This is a genomic window from Pseudaquabacterium inlustre (assembly GCF_038066595.1).
Lineage (GTDB): Bacteria > Pseudomonadota > Gammaproteobacteria > Burkholderiales > Burkholderiaceae_C > Pseudaquabacterium > Pseudaquabacterium inlustre.
On the sequence record NZ_JBBUTH010000001.1, the window covers coordinates 453,605 to 473,669 of the forward strand.

Annotated in this window: 17 protein-coding genes; 7 read left to right on the forward strand and 10 right to left on the reverse strand. The window is 72.1% G+C overall.

Features of this window, described 5'->3' with window-relative positions:
- Positions 1-53 precede the first annotated feature (53 nt).
- From AACH10_RS02045 to acnB, 5 genes are all read left to right on the forward strand, one after another.
- A complete protein-coding gene (locus tag AACH10_RS02045; protein ID WP_341408684.1) occupies positions 54-1,040 on the forward strand; it encodes a malate dehydrogenase in 987 nt (328 codons plus the stop codon).
- A gap of 175 nt (positions 1,041-1,215) precedes the next feature.
- Positions 1,216-2,229 (forward strand): HpcH/HpaI aldolase/citrate lyase family protein, encoded by a 1,014-nt coding sequence (locus tag AACH10_RS02050; protein ID WP_341408685.1) that lies wholly within the window; start codon positions 1,216-1,218, stop codon positions 2,227-2,229.
- Entirely contained in the window at positions 2,229-2,915 is a 687-nt protein-coding gene (locus tag AACH10_RS02055; protein WP_341408686.1) for a hypothetical protein, read from the forward strand. The genes AACH10_RS02050 and AACH10_RS02055 overlap by 1 nt, the downstream gene beginning before the upstream one ends.
- A gap of 231 nt (positions 2,916-3,146) precedes the next feature.
- Entirely contained in the window at positions 3,147-3,281 is a 135-nt protein-coding gene (locus AACH10_RS02060; RefSeq protein ID WP_341408687.1) for a hypothetical protein, read from the forward strand.
- A gap of 303 nt (positions 3,282-3,584) precedes the next feature.
- The gene (gene acnB, locus AACH10_RS02065) at positions 3,585-6,176 is read left to right on the forward strand and encodes a bifunctional aconitate hydratase 2/2-methylisocitrate dehydratase (RefSeq protein ID WP_341408688.1); all 2,592 of its coding nucleotides are present in this window, start codon (positions 3,585-3,587) and stop codon (positions 6,174-6,176) included.
- 69 nt (positions 6,177-6,245) lie between these two features.
- Here acnB and AACH10_RS02070 read toward each other — a convergent pair whose 3' ends face one another.
- Together AACH10_RS02070 and AACH10_RS02075 are read right to left on the reverse strand one after the other, a co-directional pair.
- Positions 6,246-7,034 (reverse strand): PepSY domain-containing protein, encoded by a 789-nt coding sequence (locus AACH10_RS02070; protein ID WP_341408689.1) that lies wholly within the window; start codon positions 7,032-7,034, stop codon positions 6,246-6,248.
- An 83-nt stretch (positions 7,035-7,117) separates the two neighbouring features.
- Positions 7,118-7,612 carry a hypothetical protein gene (locus AACH10_RS02075; RefSeq protein ID WP_341408690.1) on the reverse strand — a complete coding sequence of 165 codons (495 nt, stop codon included), beginning with the start codon at positions 7,610-7,612 and terminating at the stop codon, positions 7,118-7,120.
- Positions 7,613-7,766: 154 nt separating this feature from the next.
- Between AACH10_RS02075 and AACH10_RS02080 the strand changes: the two genes are divergently transcribed.
- Complete coding sequence (locus tag AACH10_RS02080; RefSeq protein WP_341408691.1) at positions 7,767-9,758, forward strand: bifunctional 2',3'-cyclic-nucleotide 2'-phosphodiesterase/3'-nucleotidase; 1,992 nt, start codon at positions 7,767-7,769, stop codon at positions 9,756-9,758.
- Complete coding sequence (locus AACH10_RS02085) at positions 9,755-10,942, forward strand: tetratricopeptide repeat protein (protein ID WP_341408692.1); 1,188 nt, start codon at positions 9,755-9,757, stop codon at positions 10,940-10,942. Before AACH10_RS02080 ends, AACH10_RS02085 begins: the two co-directional genes overlap by 4 nt.
- Before the next feature lie 7 nt (positions 10,943-10,949).
- On the opposite strand, the gene sbcB is transcribed toward AACH10_RS02085, so the two are convergent.
- From sbcB to AACH10_RS02125, 8 genes are all read right to left on the reverse strand, one after another.
- On the reverse strand, positions 10,950-12,398 hold the full coding sequence (gene sbcB, locus AACH10_RS02090) for an exodeoxyribonuclease I (protein ID WP_341408693.1): 1,449 nt from the start codon (positions 12,396-12,398) through the stop codon (positions 10,950-10,952).
- A gap of 43 nt (positions 12,399-12,441) precedes the next feature.
- A complete protein-coding gene (locus AACH10_RS02095; protein WP_341408694.1) occupies positions 12,442-13,140 on the reverse strand; it encodes a DUF6781 family protein in 699 nt (232 codons plus the stop codon).
- 106 nt (positions 13,141-13,246) lie between these two features.
- A complete protein-coding gene (locus AACH10_RS02100; protein ID WP_341408695.1) occupies positions 13,247-15,586 on the reverse strand; it encodes a DUF5916 domain-containing protein in 2,340 nt (779 codons plus the stop codon).
- Between the two features lie 73 nt (positions 15,587-15,659).
- The gene (locus AACH10_RS02105; RefSeq protein WP_341408696.1) at positions 15,660-16,238 is read right to left on the reverse strand and encodes a hypothetical protein; all 579 of its coding nucleotides are present in this window, start codon (positions 16,236-16,238) and stop codon (positions 15,660-15,662) included.
- 149 nt (positions 16,239-16,387) lie between these two features.
- Positions 16,388-18,355 carry an acyl CoA:acetate/3-ketoacid CoA transferase gene (locus AACH10_RS02110; RefSeq protein ID WP_341408697.1) on the reverse strand — a complete coding sequence of 656 codons (1,968 nt, stop codon included), beginning with the start codon at positions 18,353-18,355 and terminating at the stop codon, positions 16,388-16,390.
- Between the two features lie 105 nt (positions 18,356-18,460).
- Complete coding sequence (locus AACH10_RS02115; protein ID WP_341408698.1) at positions 18,461-18,877, reverse strand: DUF1801 domain-containing protein; 417 nt, start codon at positions 18,875-18,877, stop codon at positions 18,461-18,463.
- Between the two features lie 54 nt (positions 18,878-18,931).
- Positions 18,932-19,219, reverse strand: coding sequence for a hypothetical protein (locus AACH10_RS02120; RefSeq protein ID WP_341408699.1), 288 nt, complete (start codon positions 19,217-19,219; stop codon positions 18,932-18,934).
- Positions 19,220-19,330: 111 nt separating this feature from the next.
- Positions 19,331-19,978 carry a PEP-CTERM sorting domain-containing protein gene (locus AACH10_RS02125; protein ID WP_341408700.1) on the reverse strand — a complete coding sequence of 216 codons (648 nt, stop codon included), beginning with the start codon at positions 19,976-19,978 and terminating at the stop codon, positions 19,331-19,333.
- Between the last annotated feature and the right edge of the window lie 87 nt (positions 19,979-20,065).

The following is a 20,065-nucleotide window of genomic DNA, read 5'->3' on the forward strand; positions in this document are numbered from 1 at the left end:
GCCGGTACATGACGGTTACATCATCCCTCCCTGATCCCTTCCTGGAGCCCACCATGAGCAAGAAGCCCGTTCGCGTCGCTGTCACCGGCGCCGCCGGCCAGATCGGTTACGCCCTGCTGTTCCGCATCGCCTCGGGCGAAATGCTCGGCAAGGACCAGCCGGTGATCCTGCAACTGCTGGAGATCCCCGACGAGAAGGCCCAGAACGCGCTGAAGGGCGTGATCATGGAGCTGGAAGACTGCGCCTTCCCGCTGCTGGCCGGCATCGAAGCCCACAGCGACCCGATGACCGCCTTCAAGGACACCGACTACGCCCTGCTGGTCGGCGCCCGTCCCCGCGGCCCCGGCATGGAGCGCGCCGACCTGCTGGCCGCCAACGCCCAGATCTTCACCGCCCAGGGCAAGGCCCTGAACGCCGTGGCCAGCCGCAACGTGCGCGTGCTGGTGGTGGGCAACCCCGCCAACACCAACGCCTACATCGCGATGAAGTCGGCCCCGGACCTGCCGGCCAAGAACTTCACCGCCATGCTGCGCCTGGACCACAACCGCGCCGCCAGCCAGATCGCCAGCAAGATGGGCGTGGCCGTGGGTGACATCGAGAAGCTGGCCGTGTGGGGCAACCACTCGCCGACGATGTACGCCGACTACCGCTTTGCCACCGTGAACGGCAAGTCGGTGAAGGACACCATCAACGACCACGAGTGGAACGCCAACACCTTCCTGCCCACCGTGGGCAAGCGTGGCGCTGCCATCATCGCCGCCCGCGGCCTGTCGTCGGCCGCCTCGGCCGCCAACGCCGCCATCGACCACATGCGCGACTGGGCCCTGGGCACCAACGGCAAGTGGGTCACGATGGGCATCCCGTCGAACGGCGAATACGGCATCCCCAAGGAAGTGATGTTCGGCTACCCGGTCACCTGCGAAGGCGGCGAGTACAAGATCGTCGAGGGCCTGCCCATCGATGCCTTCTCGCAAGAGTGCATCAACAAGACCCTGGCCGAGCTCGAAGGCGAGAAGGACGGCGTCAAGCATCTGCTGTGACCGTTTGAGCCCCGGGCGCCTGGCGCCCACCCCCGAGGGGTTTGCAAAGCCGGACTGGGCAACCCAGATCCGGCTTTGTCGTTTCTGTCACCAGCGCGCGCCCCTGGCCGCTGGGTGGCCTGTCCCCTGCCGGGGACCGGTCTCGGGCTTTGCGTGGGGCAGGGATACTTGCGGCATGACACAAGCCCTGCTGCCCCACCAGGCGCTCGTCGACGAAGGCGACGCGGCGCCCGACATCCCGGTTTGCGACCACTACTGCGGCACCGAGCAGCGCATGCGCAAGGCGCTGGCGCTGCAGGCCGAGCTCGGCCCGGTGTTCGACATCACGCTCGACTGCGAGGACGGTGCCCCGGTGGGCGCCGAGGCCGAGCACGCCGCGCTGTGCGCCGAGCTGGCGCTGTCGGCCGACAACCGCTTCGGCCGCGTGGGCGCACGCGTGCACCCGGTGGACCACCCGCACTTCGAGGCCGATCTGGACACGCTGATCGGCCGCGCCGGCGACCGCCTGGCCTTCTTGATGGTGCCCAAGCCGCGCCACCTGGCCGATGCGCAGCTGGCACTCGATCGGATCGCGCAGGCCGCGCAGCGCCATGGCCGCGGCCAGGCCTTGCCGGTGCACATGCTGGTGGAAACGCACGGCGCGCTGCGCGACGTGCACGCCATCGCGCAGCTGCCGCGCATCGAGAGCCTGTCCTTCGGGCTGATGGATTTCGTCTCGGCGCACCGCGGCGCCATCCCGCACACCGCGATGGGCGTGCCGGGCCAGTTCACGCACCCACTGGTGGTGCGCGCCAAGCTCGAGATCGCCGCCGCCTGCCATGCCGCGGCCAAGGTGCCCTCGCACTGTGTGGTCACCGAGTTCAAGGACAGCAAGGCGCTGGCCGCCGCCGCCACGCGAGCCGCGCGCGAGTTCGGCTACACGCGCATGTGGAGCATCCACCCCGACCAGGTGCGCGTGATCGTCGATGCCTTCGCCCCCAGCACGGCCGAGGTCGACCAGGCGCTGGAGATCCTGCTGGCCGCCCAGGCAGCCCAGTGGGCACCGATCCGCCACCGCCATGGCGGCCAGGACCAACTGCACGACCGCGCCAGCTACCGCTTCTTCTGGCAGGTGCTGTTGCGCGCCCGCCGCACCGGCCAGCCACTGCCCGCCGAGGCCGCGCTGGCACTGTTCGGAGAACCCGCCTGATGCGCCGCCCTGCAATGCACGCCGCCCGGCGCGCCGGCTGCAGCCTGGTGCTGCTGGCCGCCACCGGCCTGGCCCAGGCGGCCGACAAGGCCCCCGTCCAGACCCCCGCCAAGCCGGTTGCCAAGTCGGCCACCCAGCCAGCGATCAAGCCGGCCGCCAAGCCCACCGTCAAGCCGGCACCGACACCTGGGGCAGCCCCCTTGGCCGCGGCCACGGCGCCGGCCGAGCCACTGAACCCCGGCCAGCTCGACGTGGCCGACCGTGTGCTCACCGGCGTGGCCGACTGCGAGTTCAAGCAGCAGATCTCGGTGCAGCCAGTGGCCGGCCAGCACGGGCACTTCGAGGTGCGCTTCCAGAAGGCGCGCTATGTGATGGTGCCGCGCGAGACTGCCACCGGCGCCGTGCGCCTGGAAGACCCGCGCAGCGGCATGCTGTGGATCCAGATCCCGGCCAAGTCCATGCTGATGGACAGCCGCCGCGGCCAGCGCGTGGTCGACCATTGCATGCAGGCCGAGCAGCGTGCGGCCGTGGCCGCCGTCAAGGACGCTGCCACCAGCCTGGGCATCGAGCCCGTGAGCCCCACCGCGGCCGCACCCTCGCTGGCCGCCACCGCCACCGCCACCGCCACCGCCACCGCGCCGCTGGCCTCGGCCGCCGCATCGGCCCCCAGCAGCCAGCAACCGTGAACTGAGGCACGCCGGGCCGGCCCGCACCGGGCCGCTGCCGGCGCCGCGGGCTCAAGTCGCACCGCCCGGCGCCGAACAGGCCGGCGGAGACCGCGCCGACGGCGCGGCCTCCCGGCAAGGCCCGGGTTGTTCAGGGGTCTTTCAGGTCATTCCCGGCGCAGCGGACACGCCAGGCCGGGCTTCCGTATGCTGCGCCGCGGCATTGACTTTCATCAACCCGAAACTTCCATCATGACGACTGTGTTCCTGGCCCTCGTGCCGCTCCTGTTCGCAACCGGCAGCCTCGCCTGGCTGATGACCATGGGTGCGAAGTCGCAAGCCGAGGCCGACGCCTGGGCCGAGCAATGGGTGCGCGACAACGGCTGAGCCGGACCCTGCCCTGCAGCAACCCGCCCTGTCGGCGGGTTTTTTTTCGCCGGTTCCGGCCGGCCGCAGCCCTCAACAGCCGCACGCGGGCGCGCTTTGTCAGCCACAGGCATGGTGCGCTGCGTCAGAATGTCCAGTTCCCGTGTCGCGCGCTGCGGATTCCGCTTGGCAAGTCTTATATAAGACATAAAATATCGGACAAACCCGAATGCCAAGCCGGGGTGCGCCAGGGCGCGCCGCAGCGCAACGCATCGCCACACCATCTCTCCCGTCGTCGAACCCCCTCTCACAGGAGCCCTCGAGATGCTGCAAGCCTATCGCCAACACGTGGCCGAACGTGCCGCCCTCGGCATCCCCCCGCTGCCGCTGTCCGCAGCCCAAGTTTCCGAGCTGATCGAGCTGATCAAGGCCCCGCCCGCGGGTGAAGACGCCTTCCTGCTCGACCTGCTGACGCACCGCGTGCCCCCGGGCGTGGACGACGCCGCCAAGGTCAAGGCCAGCTTCCTGGCCGCCGTGGCGCACGGCGAGCTGAGCGTGGGCCTGATCTCCAAGGCCAAGGCCACCGAGCTGCTGGGCACCATGGTGGGCGGCTACAACGTGCATCCGCTGATCGAGCTGCTCGACGACGCCGAAGTCGCCGGCGTGGCCGCCGAAGGTCTGAAGAAGACCCTGCTGATGTTCGACTACTTCAACGACGTGGCCGCCAAGGCCAAGGCCGGCAACGCCAAGGCCGCCGAAGTCGTGAAGAGCTGGGCCGATGCCGAGTGGTTCACCTCGCGCCCCGAGGTCGAGAAGAAGATCACCGTCACCGTGTTCAAGGTGCCCGGCGAGACCAACACCGACGACCTGTCGCCGGCCCCCGATGCCTGGAGCCGCCCGGACATCCCGCTGCACTACCTGGCGATGCTGAAGAACACCCGCAGCGATGCGGCCTTCAAGCCCGAGGAAGACGGCAAGCGCGGCCCGATGCAGTTCATCGAGGACCTGAAGAAGAAGGGCCACCTGGTGGCCTACGTTGGCGACGTGGTGGGCACTGGCTCCAGCCGCAAGAGCGCCACCAACTCGGTGATCTGGGCCACCGGCCAGGACATCCCCTTCGTGCCGAACAAGCGCTTCGGCGGCGTCACGCTGGGCGGCAAGATCGCCCCGATCTTCTTCAACACGCAGGAAGACTCGGGCTCGCTGCCGATCGAGGTGGACGTCAGCAAGCTGGAGATGGGCGATGTCATCGACATCCTGCCCTACGACGGCAAGATCGTGAAGGACGGCGCCACCGTCACCGAGTTCAAGCTCAAGAGCGATGTGCTGTTCGACGAAGTGCGCGCCGGCGGCCGCATCAACCTGATCATCGGCCGCTCGCTCACCGCCAAGGCGCGTGAGTTCCTGGGCCTGCCCGCCAGCACGCTGTTCCGCCTGCCGCAGGCCCCGGCAGAGAGCAAGGCCGGCTTCACGCTGGCGCAGAAGATGGTGGGCCGCGCCGTCGGTCTGCCCGAGGGCCAGGGCGTGCGCCCGGGCACCTACTGCGAGCCGAAGATGACCACCGTGGGTTCGCAAGACACCACCGGCCCGATGACCCGCGACGAGCTGAAGGACCTGGCCTGCCTGGGCTTCAGCGCCGACCTGGTGATGCAGTCGTTCTGCCACACCGCGGCCTACCCGAAGCCGGTGGACGCCAAGATGCACCGCGAGCTGCCGCCCTTCATCAGCAGCCGTGGCGGCGTGGCCCTGCGCCCGGGCGACGGCGTGATCCACAGCTGGCTGAACCGCCTGCTGCTGCCCGACACCGTGGGCACCGGCGGCGACAGCCACACCCGCTTCCCGATCGGCATCAGCTTCCCGGCCGGCTCGGGCCTGGTGGCCTTCGGCGCGGCCACCGGCGTGATGCCGCTGGACATGCCCGAATCGGTGCTGGTGCGCTTCAAGGGCCAGATGCAGCCCGGCGTCACGTTGCGTGACCTGGTGCATGCCATCCCGCTGTACGCCATCAAGGCCGGTCTGCTGACCGTGGCCAAGGCCGGCAAGAAGAACATCTTCTCTGGCCGCATCCTCGAGATCGAAGGCCTGCCCGACCTGAAGGTGGAGCAAGCCTTCGAGCTGAGCGACGCCTCGGCCGAGCGCAGCGCCGCCGGCTGCACCATCAAGCTCAACAAGGAGCCGGTGCAGGAGTACCTGAAGTCCAACATCGTTCTGATGAAGAACATGATCGCCGACGGCTACCAGGACGCGAAGACGCTGGCCCGCCGCATCGAGAAGGTGGAGCAGTGGCTGGCCAACCCGCAGCTGCTGGAAGCCGATGCCGACGCCGAGTACGCCGCCGTCATCGAGATCGACCTGGCCGAGATCACCGAGCCCATCGTCTGCTGCCCGAACGATCCGGACGACGCCAAGACGCTGAGCGACGTGGCCGGCACGAAGATCGACGAGGCCTTCATCGGCTCGTGCATGACCAACATCGGCCACTTCCGTGCCGCGGCCACCGTGCTGGGCGGCGCCCGTGACATCCCGGTCAAGCTGTGGGTGGCCCCGCCGACCAAGATGGACGCCAGCGAGCTGATGAAGGAAGGCCATTACGCCAACTTCGGCGCCGCCGGTGCCCGCACCGAGATGCCCGGCTGCAGCCTGTGCATGGGCAACCAGGCCCAGGTGAAGGAAGGCGCGACCGTCATCTCGACGTCGACCCGCAACTTCCCGAACCGCCTGGGCAAGAACACCAACGTGTTCCTGGGCTCGGCCGAGCTGGCCGCCGTGGCCTCCAAGCTGGGCAAGCTGCCGACGAAGGACGAGTACCTGGCCGCCACCGGCGTGATCACCGCCAAGGCCGACCAGATTTACAAGTACATGAACTTCGACCAGATCGGCGAATACGCCGACGTGGCCAAAAGCGTGACGGTCTGAGCCTTCTGACGGGCGCACAGCCCGCCTGAGCAACGGCCCGCCGGGGAGACCCGGCGGGCCGTTGTGCTTTCAGCGCCGGTGGCCCGCCCCCCGCCGCACCGCCCGCCAGGCTGCCCGCAGCGACATCACTGCACCGGTCAGCATCAGGCCCAGCGCCACCAGCGCGGCCGCGCGCAGCCACGGCGTGTTGAAGTCCTCGCCATCGGGCCAGTCCATCACGTGCAGGCGCCAGAAGAAGTCGTACCAGACCCAGGCCTCGTTGCGCACGGCCAGCAGTTCGCCGCTGTGGGCGTCGACGTACAGGCGGGTCTGCAGCGCATCGTCGAAGCGCACGCGCCACAGGCCCTGGGCGCCGCCCTGGGCCTCGCGCACGATGCCCAGGCGCTGCGGTGCGCGGCCCAGGTGCCGCACCTCGGCCAGCGGGCCACCGCCGCGGTACAGCTGCGCGGCAAAGGCCTGCACCGCGGCCGCATCGGGCGGGGCCCAGGGCTGGCCGTCGGCGCGCAGCCAGCGGGGCTCGGCGCCACCGGCCACGCGCACGCGCCAGGCCGGGCCGGCAGCGCTGGGCACGGCCTGCATCGCCGTCACCGGGCCCGGCAGTTGCGCCAGGGCCGTGGCGCTGCGGGCCAGCGCCTCGACCGGCAGCGCCAGCTGCGGCGTCGACACGGCCTCGCGGCCCTTCACCCAGGCCTGGAACGGCAGCCACGCGAACAGCGCCCCGCCCAGCACCCAGGCCAGCACCTGCAGGCCCACCACCCAACCCAGCCAGCGGTGCCAGCGGAACAGCCGCGCCGCCAGCGAGGGCGGGGCATGGCGGGGGCCGGCGGCGGCGTTGGCAGGGGTGGTCGTGGCGCGCATCGCCGGATGCTACGGCCCGCCCTGGCGCGCCGGTGGCGATGGCGGGTTTGTCGCCATCCGCACAGCCGGCGGGCGGTGGCCGCTCAGCCGTGGCGCCCGCCGCCGCCGATGATCAGGTTGAACACCTCGCGCAGCAGGCCCAACTCCACCGCCGCGGCGCCACGCAGCTGCGGCAGCGGCTTGAAGACCGCCCCGTGCGCGGCCAGCAGCGGCTTGGGTGCATCGGGCGTGGTGAAGCGCAGCAGGTGCACGCGCACCACGCTGCCGTCGGCCGCGCGCACATGCTCGATGAAGCGCGGGCTGTGCACCACCACCTCGTCGTCAGGCAGACCCAGCCGGGCCACGGCGGCCTGGCGCACGGCCTCGGCGTCGGCCGGGCTGGCGCCATCCACCTCGGCCGGCGTGGCGCCCTCGGGCAGCGGGCCGGGCCACAGCAGGCTGCCGTCCGGCCAGTGGGCGAACACCAGCGCGGTGCTGTAACTGTCGAAATGGCAGAGGATGGCGCGGTGGCTGGCCAGCAGCGCGCCGCTGCTGGCCAGCGGGGCCGGCTCGGCCGTGAGGGTTGGCGGCGATGTCATGAATGCTCCATTCGGGGCCCCGGATGGGCGCACCGTCTGCAAGCGCCGCGCCAGTGCCTTGGCCAGGGCCGTTCACGCCCTCGCAGGCCATGCCGTGCCTGCTACGCTTGCCGGCCCTGGCGCCCACCGGCGCCGCCTGCCGATGACCGGATCGATGACCGTTGACACCCGCTCCCGCCGCGCCCCCATCCCCCAGGGCGCCGTTCTCCGCCGCCCGCTGCGCCCGCTGGCCCTGGGCCTGGCCGGCCTGATCGCCTGCACGGCCGGCACCACCGCCAGTGCCGCCGAGCTGAAGCTGCGCATCCTGGAGACCACCGACCTGCACATGAACCTGCTGGCCTGGGACTACTACCAGGACAAGCCCACCGACGAGTACGGCCTGGCGCGCACCGCCACGCTGATCAAGGCCGCGCGTGCCGAGGCGAAGAACAGCCTGCTGTTCGACAACGGTGACCTGATCCAGGGCTCGCCGCTGGGCGACTACGTGGCGCGCGTCAAGCCGCTGCCGGCCGGCCAGGTGCACCCGGCCTACAAGGTGCTCAATGCGCTGGGCGTGGACGCCGGCAACATCGGCAACCACGAGTTCAACTACGGCCTGCCCTTCCTGCGCCAGGTGATCGCCGGCGCGGCCTTCCCGTATGTCAGCGCGAACGTCACGCTCGACGACGGCGACGGCAACCCCGCCAACGACAAGCCTGCCTTCACGCCCTACGTGATCCTGGAGCGCAGCTTTGCCGACGAGACGGGCGCGAAGCGCACGCTGAAGATCGGCGTCATCGGCTTCGTGCCGCCGCAGATCCTCACCTGGGACCGCGCGCAGCTGACCGGCCGCGTGACGGTGCAGGACATCCAGGAGACCGCCCGCCGCTACGTGCCCGAGATCCGCGCCAAGGGCGCCGACCTCGTGGTGGCCATTCCGCACTCGGGCTTCGAGCGCGGCGAGACGCCGCGCTTTGCCGAGAACTCGGTGGCGCGGCTGGCCGAGATCCCCGGCATCGACGCCATCCTGTTCGGCCACTCGCATGGCGAGTTCCCGGGCCGCTTCTTCGCCAGCTACCCCAAGGTGGACCTGGCCCGCGGCACGATCAACGGCGTGCCCTCGGTGATGCCCGGCCGCTGGGGCGACCACCTCGGCGTCGTCGACCTGGTACTTGACGACAGCCGCGGCGCCTGGAAGGTGAAAGACAGCCGCGCCGAGATCCGCCCGATCCGCGACCGCGCCACGCGCAAGGCCCTGGTCGAGCCCGACCCGCTGGTGGCGCAGCTGATCGCGCCCGAGCACGAGGCCACGCTGCGCTATGTGCGCGGCGAGGTGGCACGCAGCACCGCACCGATCACCAGCTACTTCGCCCAGGTGGCCGACGATCCCTCGGTGCAACTGGTCAACAACGCGCAGATCGCCTATGCGAAGCGCGCGCTGGCCGGCACCGAGTACGAGGGCCTGCCCATCGTCTCGGCCGCCGCGCCGTTCAAGTCGGGCGGGCGCATGGGCTGGAGCTACTACACCGACATCCCGGCCGGCACGCTGTCGATCCGCCACATCGCCGACCTCTACATCTACCCCAACACCATCAAGGCCGTGAAGCTGAGCGGCGCCCAGGTGCGCGAGTGGCTGGAGATGTCGGCCGGCGCCTTCCGCCGCATCGACCCCCAGGGCCCGGCCGAGCAGGCGCTGATCGACGAGCGCTACGTGCCCTACAACTTCGACATGATCGATGGGCTGAGCTACCGCATCGACGTCACGCAGCCGGCGCGCTATGACGTGGCCGGCAAGCTGGTGGCGCCCGAAGCGCGGCGCATCGTCGACCTGCGCCACCAGGGCCAGCCGGTGAAGGACGACGCGCCCTTCATCGTGGTGACCAACAACTACCGCGCGGCCGGTGGCGGCAGCTTCCCCGGCCTGGACGGCCGCCAGATCGTGATGGACGCGCCCGACGAGAACCGCGAGGCGCTGGTGCAGTACCTGCGCTCGGCCGACCGGCTGGACCCAAGCGCCGACGGCAACTGGCGCATCCAGCCGGTGCCGGGCGTGTCGCTGCGCTTCACGTCCAGCGCGGCGGGCATCGCGCAGCTGCCGCGCACGCCCCAGGTGCGGCTGGTGAAGGACAACGGCGACGGCTCGGCGCTGTACGAGCTGGTGCGGTGAGCGCGCCGCTGCAGCTCACGCGCGAGGACGCGGCGATCGCCGAGCGCCTGCACCGCGCGGTCGAGCACCTGCGCCAGCACGGGCTGAGCGCCGAGATCGAGCAGCTGGCCCCGCTGGCCGCGCAGGCGCGGCACCCGGTGCTGCGCGGCGAAATCCACCGCCTGCTCGGCTTCTACTGGCTGCGGTGCGAGCGCTACGCGCTGGCGCTGCAGCACAGCGACGCCGCGGCGCAGGCACTGCCGGCCAGCACCGACTGCAGCTACAACGCGATGTACGCGTGCTTCCGCCTGGGCCGGTATGACGAGGCCGTGGCCCGCGGCCATGCCGCCATCGCCCGCCATGGCGAAAGCCATGTCTGGCACAACCTGATGTCCACCACGCTGGGCCATGCCGGCCGCAGCCATGAGGGCCGGCCACACGGCACGCGCGCGCTGGCGCTCAAGGATGCGCTGACGGCCGGCGTGGCCGGGTGCGACCTGTCGGCCGTGCCCTGCGCGCCACCCGCGCAACGGCCGGCGCCGGGCCGCTGGGTGATCAGCTTCTCGCTGTTCGGCCAGGGCGCCAAGTACCTGCGCGGCGCAGTGCACAACGCCCAGGCCGCGCGCTACCTCTACCCCGAGTGGCGCTGCCGCTTCCATGTCGATGCCAGCGTGCCGGCCGACACGCTGCAGGCACTGCGCGACGCCGGGGCCGAGTTGCGCATGCAGCCCGAATCGCTGCCGGCCGCGCGCTGGGGCACGCTGTGGCGCTTCCTGGTGGCCGACGATCCGGCGGTGGACCGCTACCTGGTGCGCGACGCCGACTCGCTGCTGAACCTGCGCGAGGCCGCGGCGGTGCAGGAATGGCTGGCCAGCGGCCGCCACTTCCACCTGATGCGCGACCACTTCGACCACAGCGAGCTGGTGCTGGCCGGCATGTGGGGCGGCGTGCGCGGCGCGCTGCCGCCCTTGCAGGCCCTGGCCACCGCCTTCCTGGCGCAGGAAGCACGCGTGCAGGCCCGCACCGCCGACCAGGAGTTCCTGCGCGAACAGCTGTGGCCCACCATGCGCCAGAGCGTGCTGGCGCACGACAGCCAGTTCGGCTTCGGCGAGGTGCACCCGTTCCCGGCGTGGGCGCGGCTGCCGGACGGCTGCCATGTCGGCGGCGCGTGGGAAGCCCTGCTCGGCGAGCCGCCGGCGGGCTGACGGCCGCTCAGCCCGCCTCGGGCGCGATCATCTCCGCCCAGTCGTACAGCGCACCCAGGATGTCCTGCGCGCGCTCGTCCTCACCCGCCTGCTCGCCCAGCGTGTCGATGCGGGCCATGAAGTCGGCCACCGTCATCACGCCGCCCATGCCCTCGTGCAGCCGGGCGCTGCAATGCGCCTGCCAGCGGCCGCGCTCGGCATCGGTCAGGCTGTCGGGCCAGTTGCGGGCGCGGTAGCGGAACAGCAGCTCGTCGAGCCGCCCGTCCTCGAAGGCCGGGTGCTTGCCGGCCAGCGCCGTGCCGTCCAGCGTGCGCAGGCGCTCCAGCGTGCGGCGGTCTCCGGGGCCGATGAAGCCGCCGTACAGGTCTTCGTCGACGTCGGGCGTGCTGCCAGTCTCAGGCCGCTGGAACACCTGCGCCCAGGGCACGCTGGCCAGCTCGGCGGCATGGGCCTGCGCCCAGGCGGCACGCTGCAGCCCGCCCTCGATGTCCTGGCCCCAGTGCGCGGCGCGGGCCGGCGGCAAGGTCTTGAGGTTGCCGATGACCACCGGGCTCTTGTTGACGTGGATGGTCTTGACCGGCAGGCGCGTCATGCCCTCGGGCAGCTGGTCGCTGCGCGTGAACATGCGCAGGCGCAGCGTCTCGACATCGAGCTCGGGCAGTTCGGCCGGGTCGGCCGACAGGTCCCACACGATCAGCTCGTTCTTGTTGGTGGGGTGCACGCCCAGCGGCCACACCAGGGCCAGGCAGCCGCGCTCCACCGGGTACATGCCCGACAGGTGCCAGAAGGGCTTTCCCATGCCGATCTCGGACCACACGGCGTCCTTCCGGCGCAGCTTCAGGCAGAAGTCCCACAGCCGCGGCTGGCGACTGCGGATCAGCCGCGCCAGCGCGATGGTGGCGCGCACGTCGCTCACGGCGTCGTGGGCCGATTCATGCGCCAGCGCATTGGCCGCGCTCAGGTGCTCGAGCTTGAAGCTGGGCCGGCCGTCGTCGTGCTTCGGCCACTCGATGCCCTCGGGCCGCAGCGCCCAGGCGCAGCGCACGGTGTCCAGCAGGTCCCAGCGGCCGCAGCCGTTCTGCCACTCGCGGCCGTAGGGGTCGATCAGGTTGCGCCAGAACAGGTGGCGCGTGACCTCGTCGTCGAAGCGGATGGTGTTGTAGCCCACGCCCACCGTGCCGGGCGCGGCCAGCGCGGCGTGGATCTGCGCGGCGAAGGCGTGCTCGGGCAGGCCGGCTTGCGCGCACTGCTGCGGCGTGATGCCGGTCAGCAGGCAGCTCTCGGGATCGGGCAGCGTGTCCAGCGGCGGCTGGCAGAACAGCTCCAGCGGCGGGGCGATCTCGTTCAGCTCGGCATCGGTGCGGATGCCGGCGAACTGCGCCGGCCGGTCGCGGCGCGGCACGCGGCCGAAGGTCTCGTAGTCGTGCCAGAAGAAGCTGAAGTCTGAATCGCTCATCCCGGCACGATACGCGATGACTGGCCCCCGGCGGGGCCGGCCCTCACTTGCGGCGCGCGGCCTTGGGCGCCTCGGCGGTGTCACCGCCCTGGCGCAGCGCGTCGGCCATGCCGATCAGCACGCCACTGGCCAGCGCGGCATAGCTCTCGGCCAGGGTCTGCGCGGCCTTCAGGCCGGCGGCGCGGGTCTCGCGCATGGCGGCCTGCATCTGCGCCAGCTGGCCTTCGAGCTGCTCGGTGGCGGCCCCGGCGCGTGCGCCGGTCTGCGTGGCACCGGGCACCAGCTTGTCCATCACCTGCTGCCAGGGGCCGGCCAGGCCGTCGCCGGCGGCGCCGGTGGCCTTTTTCACGGCGCCGAACAGCAGGTCTTCCATCTTCTCCAGGTCGCCCAGGGCCTTCTTCAGCTGGGTCTCGCGCAGGTCGACACCGCGGTCGACGAACTGCTGCAGCGCCACGCGGTTGGCCTCCACGGCCTTGAGCAGCGCATCGTCCATGCCGGCCACCGCAGTGTCCAGCATCTTCTCCACCTGGGCCGGGGCGGCCGGGTTCTGCGCGGCACCGGCGCTGGCGGCCTGGGCCACCGTGTCGAGCACCTTGCGGATGTTCTTCAGGCTCAGCTCACGGCCCTGCAGCGCGCGCAGCGTGCTGTCGTACACCGCCTGGCGCAGCTGCGCGGTCTGCTTGGCGCTGGCGCTGGCGAACATCTCGGCCAGGGCTTGCGGATCGACGCCGGACTTCATCATCGGTAGCCTCCTCGGGGTTCACGTGGGTGGATGCGACACGCGGCGGCACAGCGCCGCTGCCCGTGCATGGTGCCATGCGTGACCGCCGCGAGGCTGACAAACAGGTTCAGCGGGCGCGCACCGCGCGCGCCACGTCGTCGGCATCGAGCTGCAGCTTGACGAACAGCTCGTTGCCGCGCGAGACGCCGGCCGCCCCGCCCTCGCCCTGGCGGCTGCGTGTGGCGCCCACGTACAGCACGCTGCCGGCCGAGCGCCGCCACGAATAGGTCAGCGAGCCGGTGTGGCCCATGTCGCGCTGCGCCAGCACGCCGGGCTCGGCCAGGCGGTCGAAGGAGGTGCGCTGCCAGATCAGGCGCAGCTTCTGCTGCGCGTCCAGGTGCCACACACCCAGCACCTGGCCCGCCGTCTCGCGGTAGGTGCGGCGGCCGTCGCGTTCCAGCCAGGCGGCCGAGACGCTGGGCTCCAGCTCCAGCCGGGGCAGCGGCCGCGTGGTCAGCGACAGCGAGCCGCTGGCGCCTGGGCGCACGGCATTGGCCTGCACATCGGCCAGGCGGCCCAGCTGCGCGTCCAGCGACAGCAGCGGCGCCCAGGTGGCTGGCGTGAACACCACGGCGGTCTTCCAGAAGCGCGGCTGCAGCCAGCGCTGGCCGACGCCGGTGCGCACACCCTCGCCACCGTGCCAGTACAGCGAGGCCTCGAGGTTGTGCGCGCCGGTGAGCCACACGCCCGGGCTCAGCGCCTGGCTGACGGCCTGGCCCGAGGCCTTGTCGCGCACCCGCTCGCCCTCCAGGTTGAACCAGAACTCGTTGAACGGCCCCAGTGCGTGCCAGCCACGCGCCACGCGGCCGCCCAGGCGCGTGATGCCGGCCTGGTTGACGAAGCCCACGTCGTCGCGGAAGCCGCTGGCGATGTCGTCCAGCGTCAGGTCGGCCTCGTGCTCGGGCTGCTGAAGCGCCAGCCGCAGGTAGGCGCGGTGGCCGGCGCGCGCCGGGCCGCGCTGCAACTGGCCGGCGCCGTCGGGCTGGGCGCTGGTGTGCGAGCCCAGCAGCTGCGCCCGCACGCGCCAGGCCTCGTCGATCTGCCAGGCCAGGTCGGGGCCAGCCACCTGGTTGTCACCGCGGTCGCCGTCGTAGCGCCGCACGGCAGCCAGCGCGCCCCACTGCAGCGCGCCGCCATCGGCGCGCAGCCGCGCCACGGCCACGCGCGAGGCCGGCTGCTCGGCCGCATCGGTGCCGAAGGCACCCGGCAGCAGCACGGCGCCGCCGCCACGGTCGTCGATGGCGAAGGCGCTGCCGGCCAGGCGGGCACCGCGCCAGGTGGCGCGCAGGCCGCCGCGCGGCGCGGTGAGGCTGCGCGTGTAGACCGCATCGGTGGGCGAGCGCAGCAGGTCGCTCGATTCGTAGAAGAACGGCCGCTTCTCCGGAAACGACAGCGCGAAGCGCGTGTTGCCGGCCAGCTGCGGCACATCCAGCGCCACCTGCGAGAAGTCGGGGTTCAGCGTGGCATCCACCACCAGCTCGGGCAGCGGCCGCCACTTCACGTCCAGCGCGGCCTCGGTGCGGGTGCGCCGGGTGTCGGGCCCGCCGGCGGGCTGCTCGCGCTCGCGCCGCCAGGTCAGGCTGGGCCGCAGCGTCAGGAACTGGTGGTCGTCGGGCATCACCAGGCCCTGCAGCGGCTGCAGTGTGGCGATGAAGCTGGGCGCCTCGCGCGGCACCAGCACCGAGGTGTGCAGGAAGAACTGCTCGCGCGGGATGCGCCGGCCGACCATGATGCGCCAGGGGCCGTCGTGCTCGCGCGTGAAGCGCAGGCTGGCGAACGGGATGCGCATCACCGCCGTCCAGCCCTGGGCGTCGCGGTGGGCGGCGCCGTCCCAGTCGAAGTCGGGCGCGAAATCCTCGTTGTCGTCGGCCGCGGTGTGCATGCCGTCGGCGGTGCTGCCGGCGGCGTTGACGCGGAAGAACTGCGCCGACTGGCGCGCGCCGATGGCGTCGAGGTAGACCACCACGAAGTCCTGCGTGCGGTTCACCAGGTCGTGCCGCACCAGCGGCGCGCGGATGGCCTGCGGCTGAGCGTCGAAGCAGCGCACGCCCACGTAGATGGCCTGGTCGTCGAACAGCACGCGGGCCTCGGTGGCCTGGGCCGGCCGGTTGCCGGTGAGCGGCGCCTTCTCGACGAAGTCACGGTGCACCGGGGCGCGCTGCCAGGCCGGGTGGTCGAGCCGGCCGTCCAGCGGCGGGCGCTCGCCAGGGGCCAGGCGCAGGGCCTGCATCGGCAGGCCGGCGGCCGCTGCGGCGGGCCCGGCGCCCCCCGGTGGCGACCCCGGGAGCACCGGCTGCGCGCTGGCCGCCCCCAGCGCCACGGCCGTCAGCAGCGGCACGGCCAGCCGGTGCGTGGCGCGGGCCCGCCGGCGCAGGCCGCGGGCATCCTCTTGTGTGTGTTCTCCCATGGGCCGGATTCTGCCGGGCGCGGGCACCGGGCCGGCACAGCGCCCCCAGGCCGCTGCAGGCCATCGGCCACCCTCACACGGTGGGACGCGGCGTGCGGCCGGGGCGGCGCGAGCGCTGTTGCAGCGCCTGCGCCTTGATCAGCGTGACCAGCGGCGGCGCGCTGCGGAAGGCGGCGGCCCGCGCCGCCATGGCCTGCTGCAGCAGGGCCTGCACATCGGGACGCGACAGGTCGGCGGCACTGCGCAGGCGCAGGCCCAGCCGGTCGTCGCCGGCCGGCTGCAGCAGGCCCGCCGGCGCCTGCAGACCGCTGCCGTGCAGGAAGAACAGGCCCACCCAGCGCGGGTAGCCCACCACCGACAGCAGCGCATCGGCACTGCGCGGCGTGGGCCCGATGGCCAGCACCAGCGCGTCACGGGTGTCGTAGACCAGTTCGTAGCCGCGCGGGACCAGCGCATGCAGCCGCGCCCGCGCCTCGCGCATCTGCGCGGCGATGTCGGGGCTGTACTTGTCGCAGAAGGCGGCGATGCGCTCGTCCACCGCGCGCAGGGCCTGGGCCGGGCCGGGGCCCGGCGCGGGCGACGGGGCCACCGGCTCGCTGGCGCGCGCGCCGCCACGGCCCACCCATTGGCCCCACCCCGCCAGAATGCCCATCGCTGCCCCCTGCCCTTGGGCGGCCGTGCTGGTGCCGGCCGCGTGGCGCGGATTGTCCGGGGCCGGCCACCGTGCCGGGCGGCGCGGCCCAGGTAACGCCGCGCAACAGGCGCTGCCGAACGTGGTACGCAGCGGTTCCGCCGTGGCGCTCAGCGCAGGCCGGCGCGCGCGGCGTCCGGGCTGTCGTACAGGTGGGGCGCCACGCCGCGTGCGGCCAGCGCCCGGCCCAGCTTGGCGCGCAGGAAGCCCGAGGTGCTGTAGCGCGTGACGTTCAGGTAGTGGCGGTCCACCAGCTCGCGCACCATCGCGGCCCAGGCGTCCTGCGCCGGCTCGTCGAGCGTGAAGTGGTCGTAGTTCACCACCGCGTAGACGCGCTCGCCCAGCGGCGCCAGCTGCGCCTCGATGGCGGCGCGCACCTCGGCCACGTCGGCCGGCGTGCGCACGGCCAGGTGCTCGAAGTCGATGAACAGCGTGCGCTGCGCGGCATCGAACTGGAAGCGCCGGGCCAGCGGCAGGTGCAGCAGCCGTTCGCGCAGGCCCATCGGGGCATCGGCGAACAGCGCCGCGTCCATCGTGCGCGGCGGCTGCTCGATCACCGGCCGGAAGTCCATCGCGTCCAGGATGTCGCGCTGCAGGTCCAGGCCCGGCGCCACCTCCACCAAGGCCAGGCCCTGCGGGTGCAGCGCGAACACCGCGCGCTCGGTCACGTACAGCACCTGCTGGCCGCGCCGGCGCGCCTGCTCGCCCGAGAAAGTGATCTGCTCGACCTGCTGCACGAACTTCCGCACCGGCGCGCCATCCGGCCCCGGCGCGGTGAAGGTGCCCACGAACACCACCCGCCGCGCGTTCTGGCTGATGTTGATGAAGCCCCCGGCGCCGGCCAGGCGGCTGCCGAAGCGGCTGACGTTGAGGTTGCCCTGGGCATCGGCCTGGGCCAGGCCCAGGATGGCGATGTCCAGCCCGCCACCGTCGTAGAAGTCGAACTGGTAGGGCTGGTCGATCACCGCCTGGGTGTTCACCGCGGCGCCGAAGTTCAGCCCGCCAGCCGGGATGCCGCCGATCACGCCGGGCTCGGCGGTCAGCGTGATCAGGTCGATGACGCGCTCCTCGGCGGCCACCGCGGCCACGCCCTCGGGCATGCCGATGCCCAGGTTGACCACCTGGTTCGGGCGCAGCTCCAGCGCCGCGCGGCGGGCGATGACGCGGCGCGGGTGCACCACCGGCCGGGCACTGTGGTGCAGCGCATCGGGCAGCTTGGCCGGCGGCGGGCTCAGTCGCGCCAGCACCTCGCTGGCCGGCAGGCGGATCTCGCCGGCGAAGGCCGGGCTGTAGGGCTCGGCGAAGGTCTGCTGGTGGTACTCGGACCGCTCGGCCACCACCACGCAATCCACCAGCACGCCCGGGATCTTGACCTGGCGCGGCGGCAGCGAGTGGCCTTCCGCCAGCCGCTCCACCTGCACGATGACGATGCCGCCGGAGTTGCGCGCCGCCATCGCAATCGCCAGCGCCTCCAGCGTCAGCGCCTCGCGCTCCATCGTGATGTTGCCGTCGGTGTCGGCGGTGGTGCCGCGGATGAAGGCCACGTCGATCGGGAAGGCCTTGTAGAACAGGTACTCCTCGCCATCCAGCTCGATCAGGCGCACGCGCTCTTCGGTGCTGTGCGCATTGATCGCGCCGCCGCCCTGGCGCGGGTCGACGAAGGTGCCCAGCCCCACCTTGCTGAGGTGGCCGGGCTTGCCGGCGGCGATGTCGCGGAACAGGTGCGAGATCACGCCCTGCGGCAGGTTCCAGCCCTGGGCCTGGCCGCTGGTGGCCAGCTTCTGCAGCGCCGGCACCAGGCCCCAGTGACCGCCGATCACGCGGCCCACCAGGCCGGCGTGGCCCAGGTGGTTCAGGCCGCGGTGGGCGCCGTCGCCCTGGCCGGCGGCGTACACCAGGCCCAGGTTGCGCGGCGCGCCACTGGCCAGGAAGCGTTCTTCCAGCGCCACCGCCAGGTTCTCGGGAAAGCCGATGCCGACGAAGCCGCCGGTGGCCAGCATGTCGCCATCGGCCAGCAGGGCCACGGCCTCGGCGGCGCTGACCACCTTGCCGCGGTGGCGCCCGCGCAGCGCGGACATGCGTTCATGGGCATGGGACGGCGGGGCGGACATCGCGAAGCTCCGGGCGGTGACGACAGCCCCGATCTTCGCCTGCCTGCGGCCCGCAGCCGCCGGCCGCGCGCGTTACTTGATGAACTGGCGCAGCACCGCGCGCAGCGCCTCGACCAGCATGGTGTGGTCGATCGGCTGGCTGTGGCGAAAGCGCAGCGTGCGCGGATCGGGCCCGCGCAGCACGCGCTTGGGCGCGCGCCGCGGGCCGGCGGCGGCATGCACCAGCTGCAGCTGCGTGGCGTTGCGGTGCGGCGTCAGCGACAGGAAGGGCCGGCCGTTGTTCAGGTACACCAGGTTGCCCCACTTGAGGCTGGGCACCAGCAGCGGCGAGGCAGCCATCACCGCCTGGTGCACGGCGCGCGTGGTGTGGGCCTGGCGCTCGGGCATCAGCTCCAGCCAGGCATCGAGCAACTGGTCGGGCAGCACCAGCGGATGCGCCCGGGCCCCGGCCGGCAGCGGCGCGCGGCGGGGCGTGACACGCATGTCCATCACGCCCTCCGGCGACGCGCGGTCATCGGGACTGGCAAGCGACACATCGGCGCCTCAGTGCCGGGTCCAGCCCAGGTACTGCTCGAACAGGCGCAGCGCCAGCGCGCGCAGCGCGTCGTCGCCGCGCGCATGGGCCAGCTCCAGGCACTGCATCGCGTAGCGGCGGTCGTAGCGCATGCGCTGCGGCCCCACCACGATGCCGGCCGCACGCGCGCCATCGGCGAACTGCTGCAGCAGGCCACGGCTCAGGCAGGCGCCAGGCACCAGCGCCGGCACCACACCGCCCACCAGCCAATCGGCCGGCAGCGGCGGAAATTCGGTCACCTCGGGCACGGGGATCATCGCGGCACCTCCTGTTTTGGGGTTGCTGGCGATGATGGGCCCCGGCCACCTGGGCCGAAGGGCCGAGAAGGGCCGGAAAGCCCGCCCGTTAGCGCCGATGTGGGTGCGCGCTCACCTGCCCTGCGCCGCGCGCCGCCGCCAGGCCAGCAGCGCCACGGCACCGCCCAGCCACAGCGGCACGGTGGCCGGCTCGGGCACGGCGCTGACTTCGAAGTGGAAAGTGGCCCGCGTGACGCCGTGGCCACCGACGTTCAGGAAACCGTAGGCCTGGCCCTTGTTCAGGTAACCGTCCCAGGGCATCGCGGCGGTGGTGGTGAGGTCCCAGCTGTCGCCGTCGAACAGGCTGTCGTCGGCCCGGTGAAAGCTCAGCACCGCGCGGTCGAGCTTCACCGTGCGCTGCAGCTGCAGCGGCTGGCTGTCGACGCCGACGTTGACCCACACCGTCTCGTCGGGCACGGTAAACAGATCGGTGGTGGCGTACATGCTGATGTCGATGGACCAGCGGCCGCCGCCCAGGTCCTGCTCCTGCTCACGGATGCCGAAGTGCAGCGTCCGGCCATCGGCCCAGACGGTGTCGAAGCCCTCGTCGATGCCGTCGAACTGCACCACGGCGGACGATGCGCCGGTCTGCGAGCCCCTGAAGAAGAAGCTGTACGTGCTGCCCGGCAGCACCAGCGATTCGGCCTGGGCCGACAAGGGCGCGGCCAGGGCCGCGGTGGTGGCCAGCGCCAGGGCCTGGCGCAAGAACGGACGGTGCATGGACAGGGTCTCCGTTGAATTTGACGACGTTGTGCGTCAGATTCTGGCGAAGCCCTGCCGACACGGGAAGCCCCGTTCCCCCGCGAG

Bases quoted from the DNA above. Each gene is read 5' to 3' on its own strand.
- AACH10_RS02045 (WP_341408684.1), top strand. From the start codon at position 54: ATGAGCAAGAAGCCCGTTCGCGTCGCTGTCACCGGCGCCGCCGGCCAG.
- AACH10_RS02050 (WP_341408685.1), top strand. From the start codon at position 1,216: ATGACACAAGCCCTGCTGCCCCACCAGGCGCTCGTCGACGAAGGCGAC.
- AACH10_RS02055 (WP_341408686.1), top strand. From the start codon at position 2,229: ATGCGCCGCCCTGCAATGCACGCCGCCCGGCGCGCCGGCTGCAGCCTG.
- AACH10_RS02060 (WP_341408687.1), top strand. From the start codon at position 3,147: ATGACGACTGTGTTCCTGGCCCTCGTGCCGCTCCTGTTCGCAACCGGC.
- acnB (WP_341408688.1), top strand. From the start codon at position 3,585: ATGCTGCAAGCCTATCGCCAACACGTGGCCGAACGTGCCGCCCTCGGC.
- AACH10_RS02070 (WP_341408689.1), bottom strand. From the start codon at position 7,034: ATGCGCGCCACGACCACCCCTGCCAACGCCGCCGCCGGCCCCCGCCAT.
- AACH10_RS02075 (WP_341408690.1), bottom strand. From the start codon at position 7,612: ATGACATCGCCGCCAACCCTCACGGCCGAGCCGGCCCCGCTGGCCAGC.
- AACH10_RS02080 (WP_341408691.1), top strand. From the start codon at position 7,767: ATGACCGTTGACACCCGCTCCCGCCGCGCCCCCATCCCCCAGGGCGCC.
- sbcB (WP_341408693.1), bottom strand. From the start codon at position 12,398: ATGAGCGATTCAGACTTCAGCTTCTTCTGGCACGACTACGAGACCTTC.
- AACH10_RS02095 (WP_341408694.1), bottom strand. From the start codon at position 13,140: ATGATGAAGTCCGGCGTCGATCCGCAAGCCCTGGCCGAGATGTTCGCC.
- AACH10_RS02100 (WP_341408695.1), bottom strand. From the start codon at position 15,586: ATGGGAGAACACACACAAGAGGATGCCCGCGGCCTGCGCCGGCGGGCC.
- AACH10_RS02105 (WP_341408696.1), bottom strand. From the start codon at position 16,238: ATGGGCATTCTGGCGGGGTGGGGCCAATGGGTGGGCCGTGGCGGCGCG.
- AACH10_RS02110 (WP_341408697.1), bottom strand. From the start codon at position 18,355: ATGTCCGCGCTGCGCGGGCGCCACCGCGGCAAGGTGGTCAGCGCCGCC.
- AACH10_RS02115 (WP_341408698.1), bottom strand. From the start codon at position 18,877: ATGGACATGCGTGTCACGCCCCGCCGCGCGCCGCTGCCGGCCGGGGCC.
- AACH10_RS02120 (WP_341408699.1), bottom strand. From the start codon at position 19,219: ATGATCCCCGTGCCCGAGGTGACCGAATTTCCGCCGCTGCCGGCCGAT.
- AACH10_RS02125 (WP_341408700.1), bottom strand. From the start codon at position 19,978: ATGCACCGTCCGTTCTTGCGCCAGGCCCTGGCGCTGGCCACCACCGCG.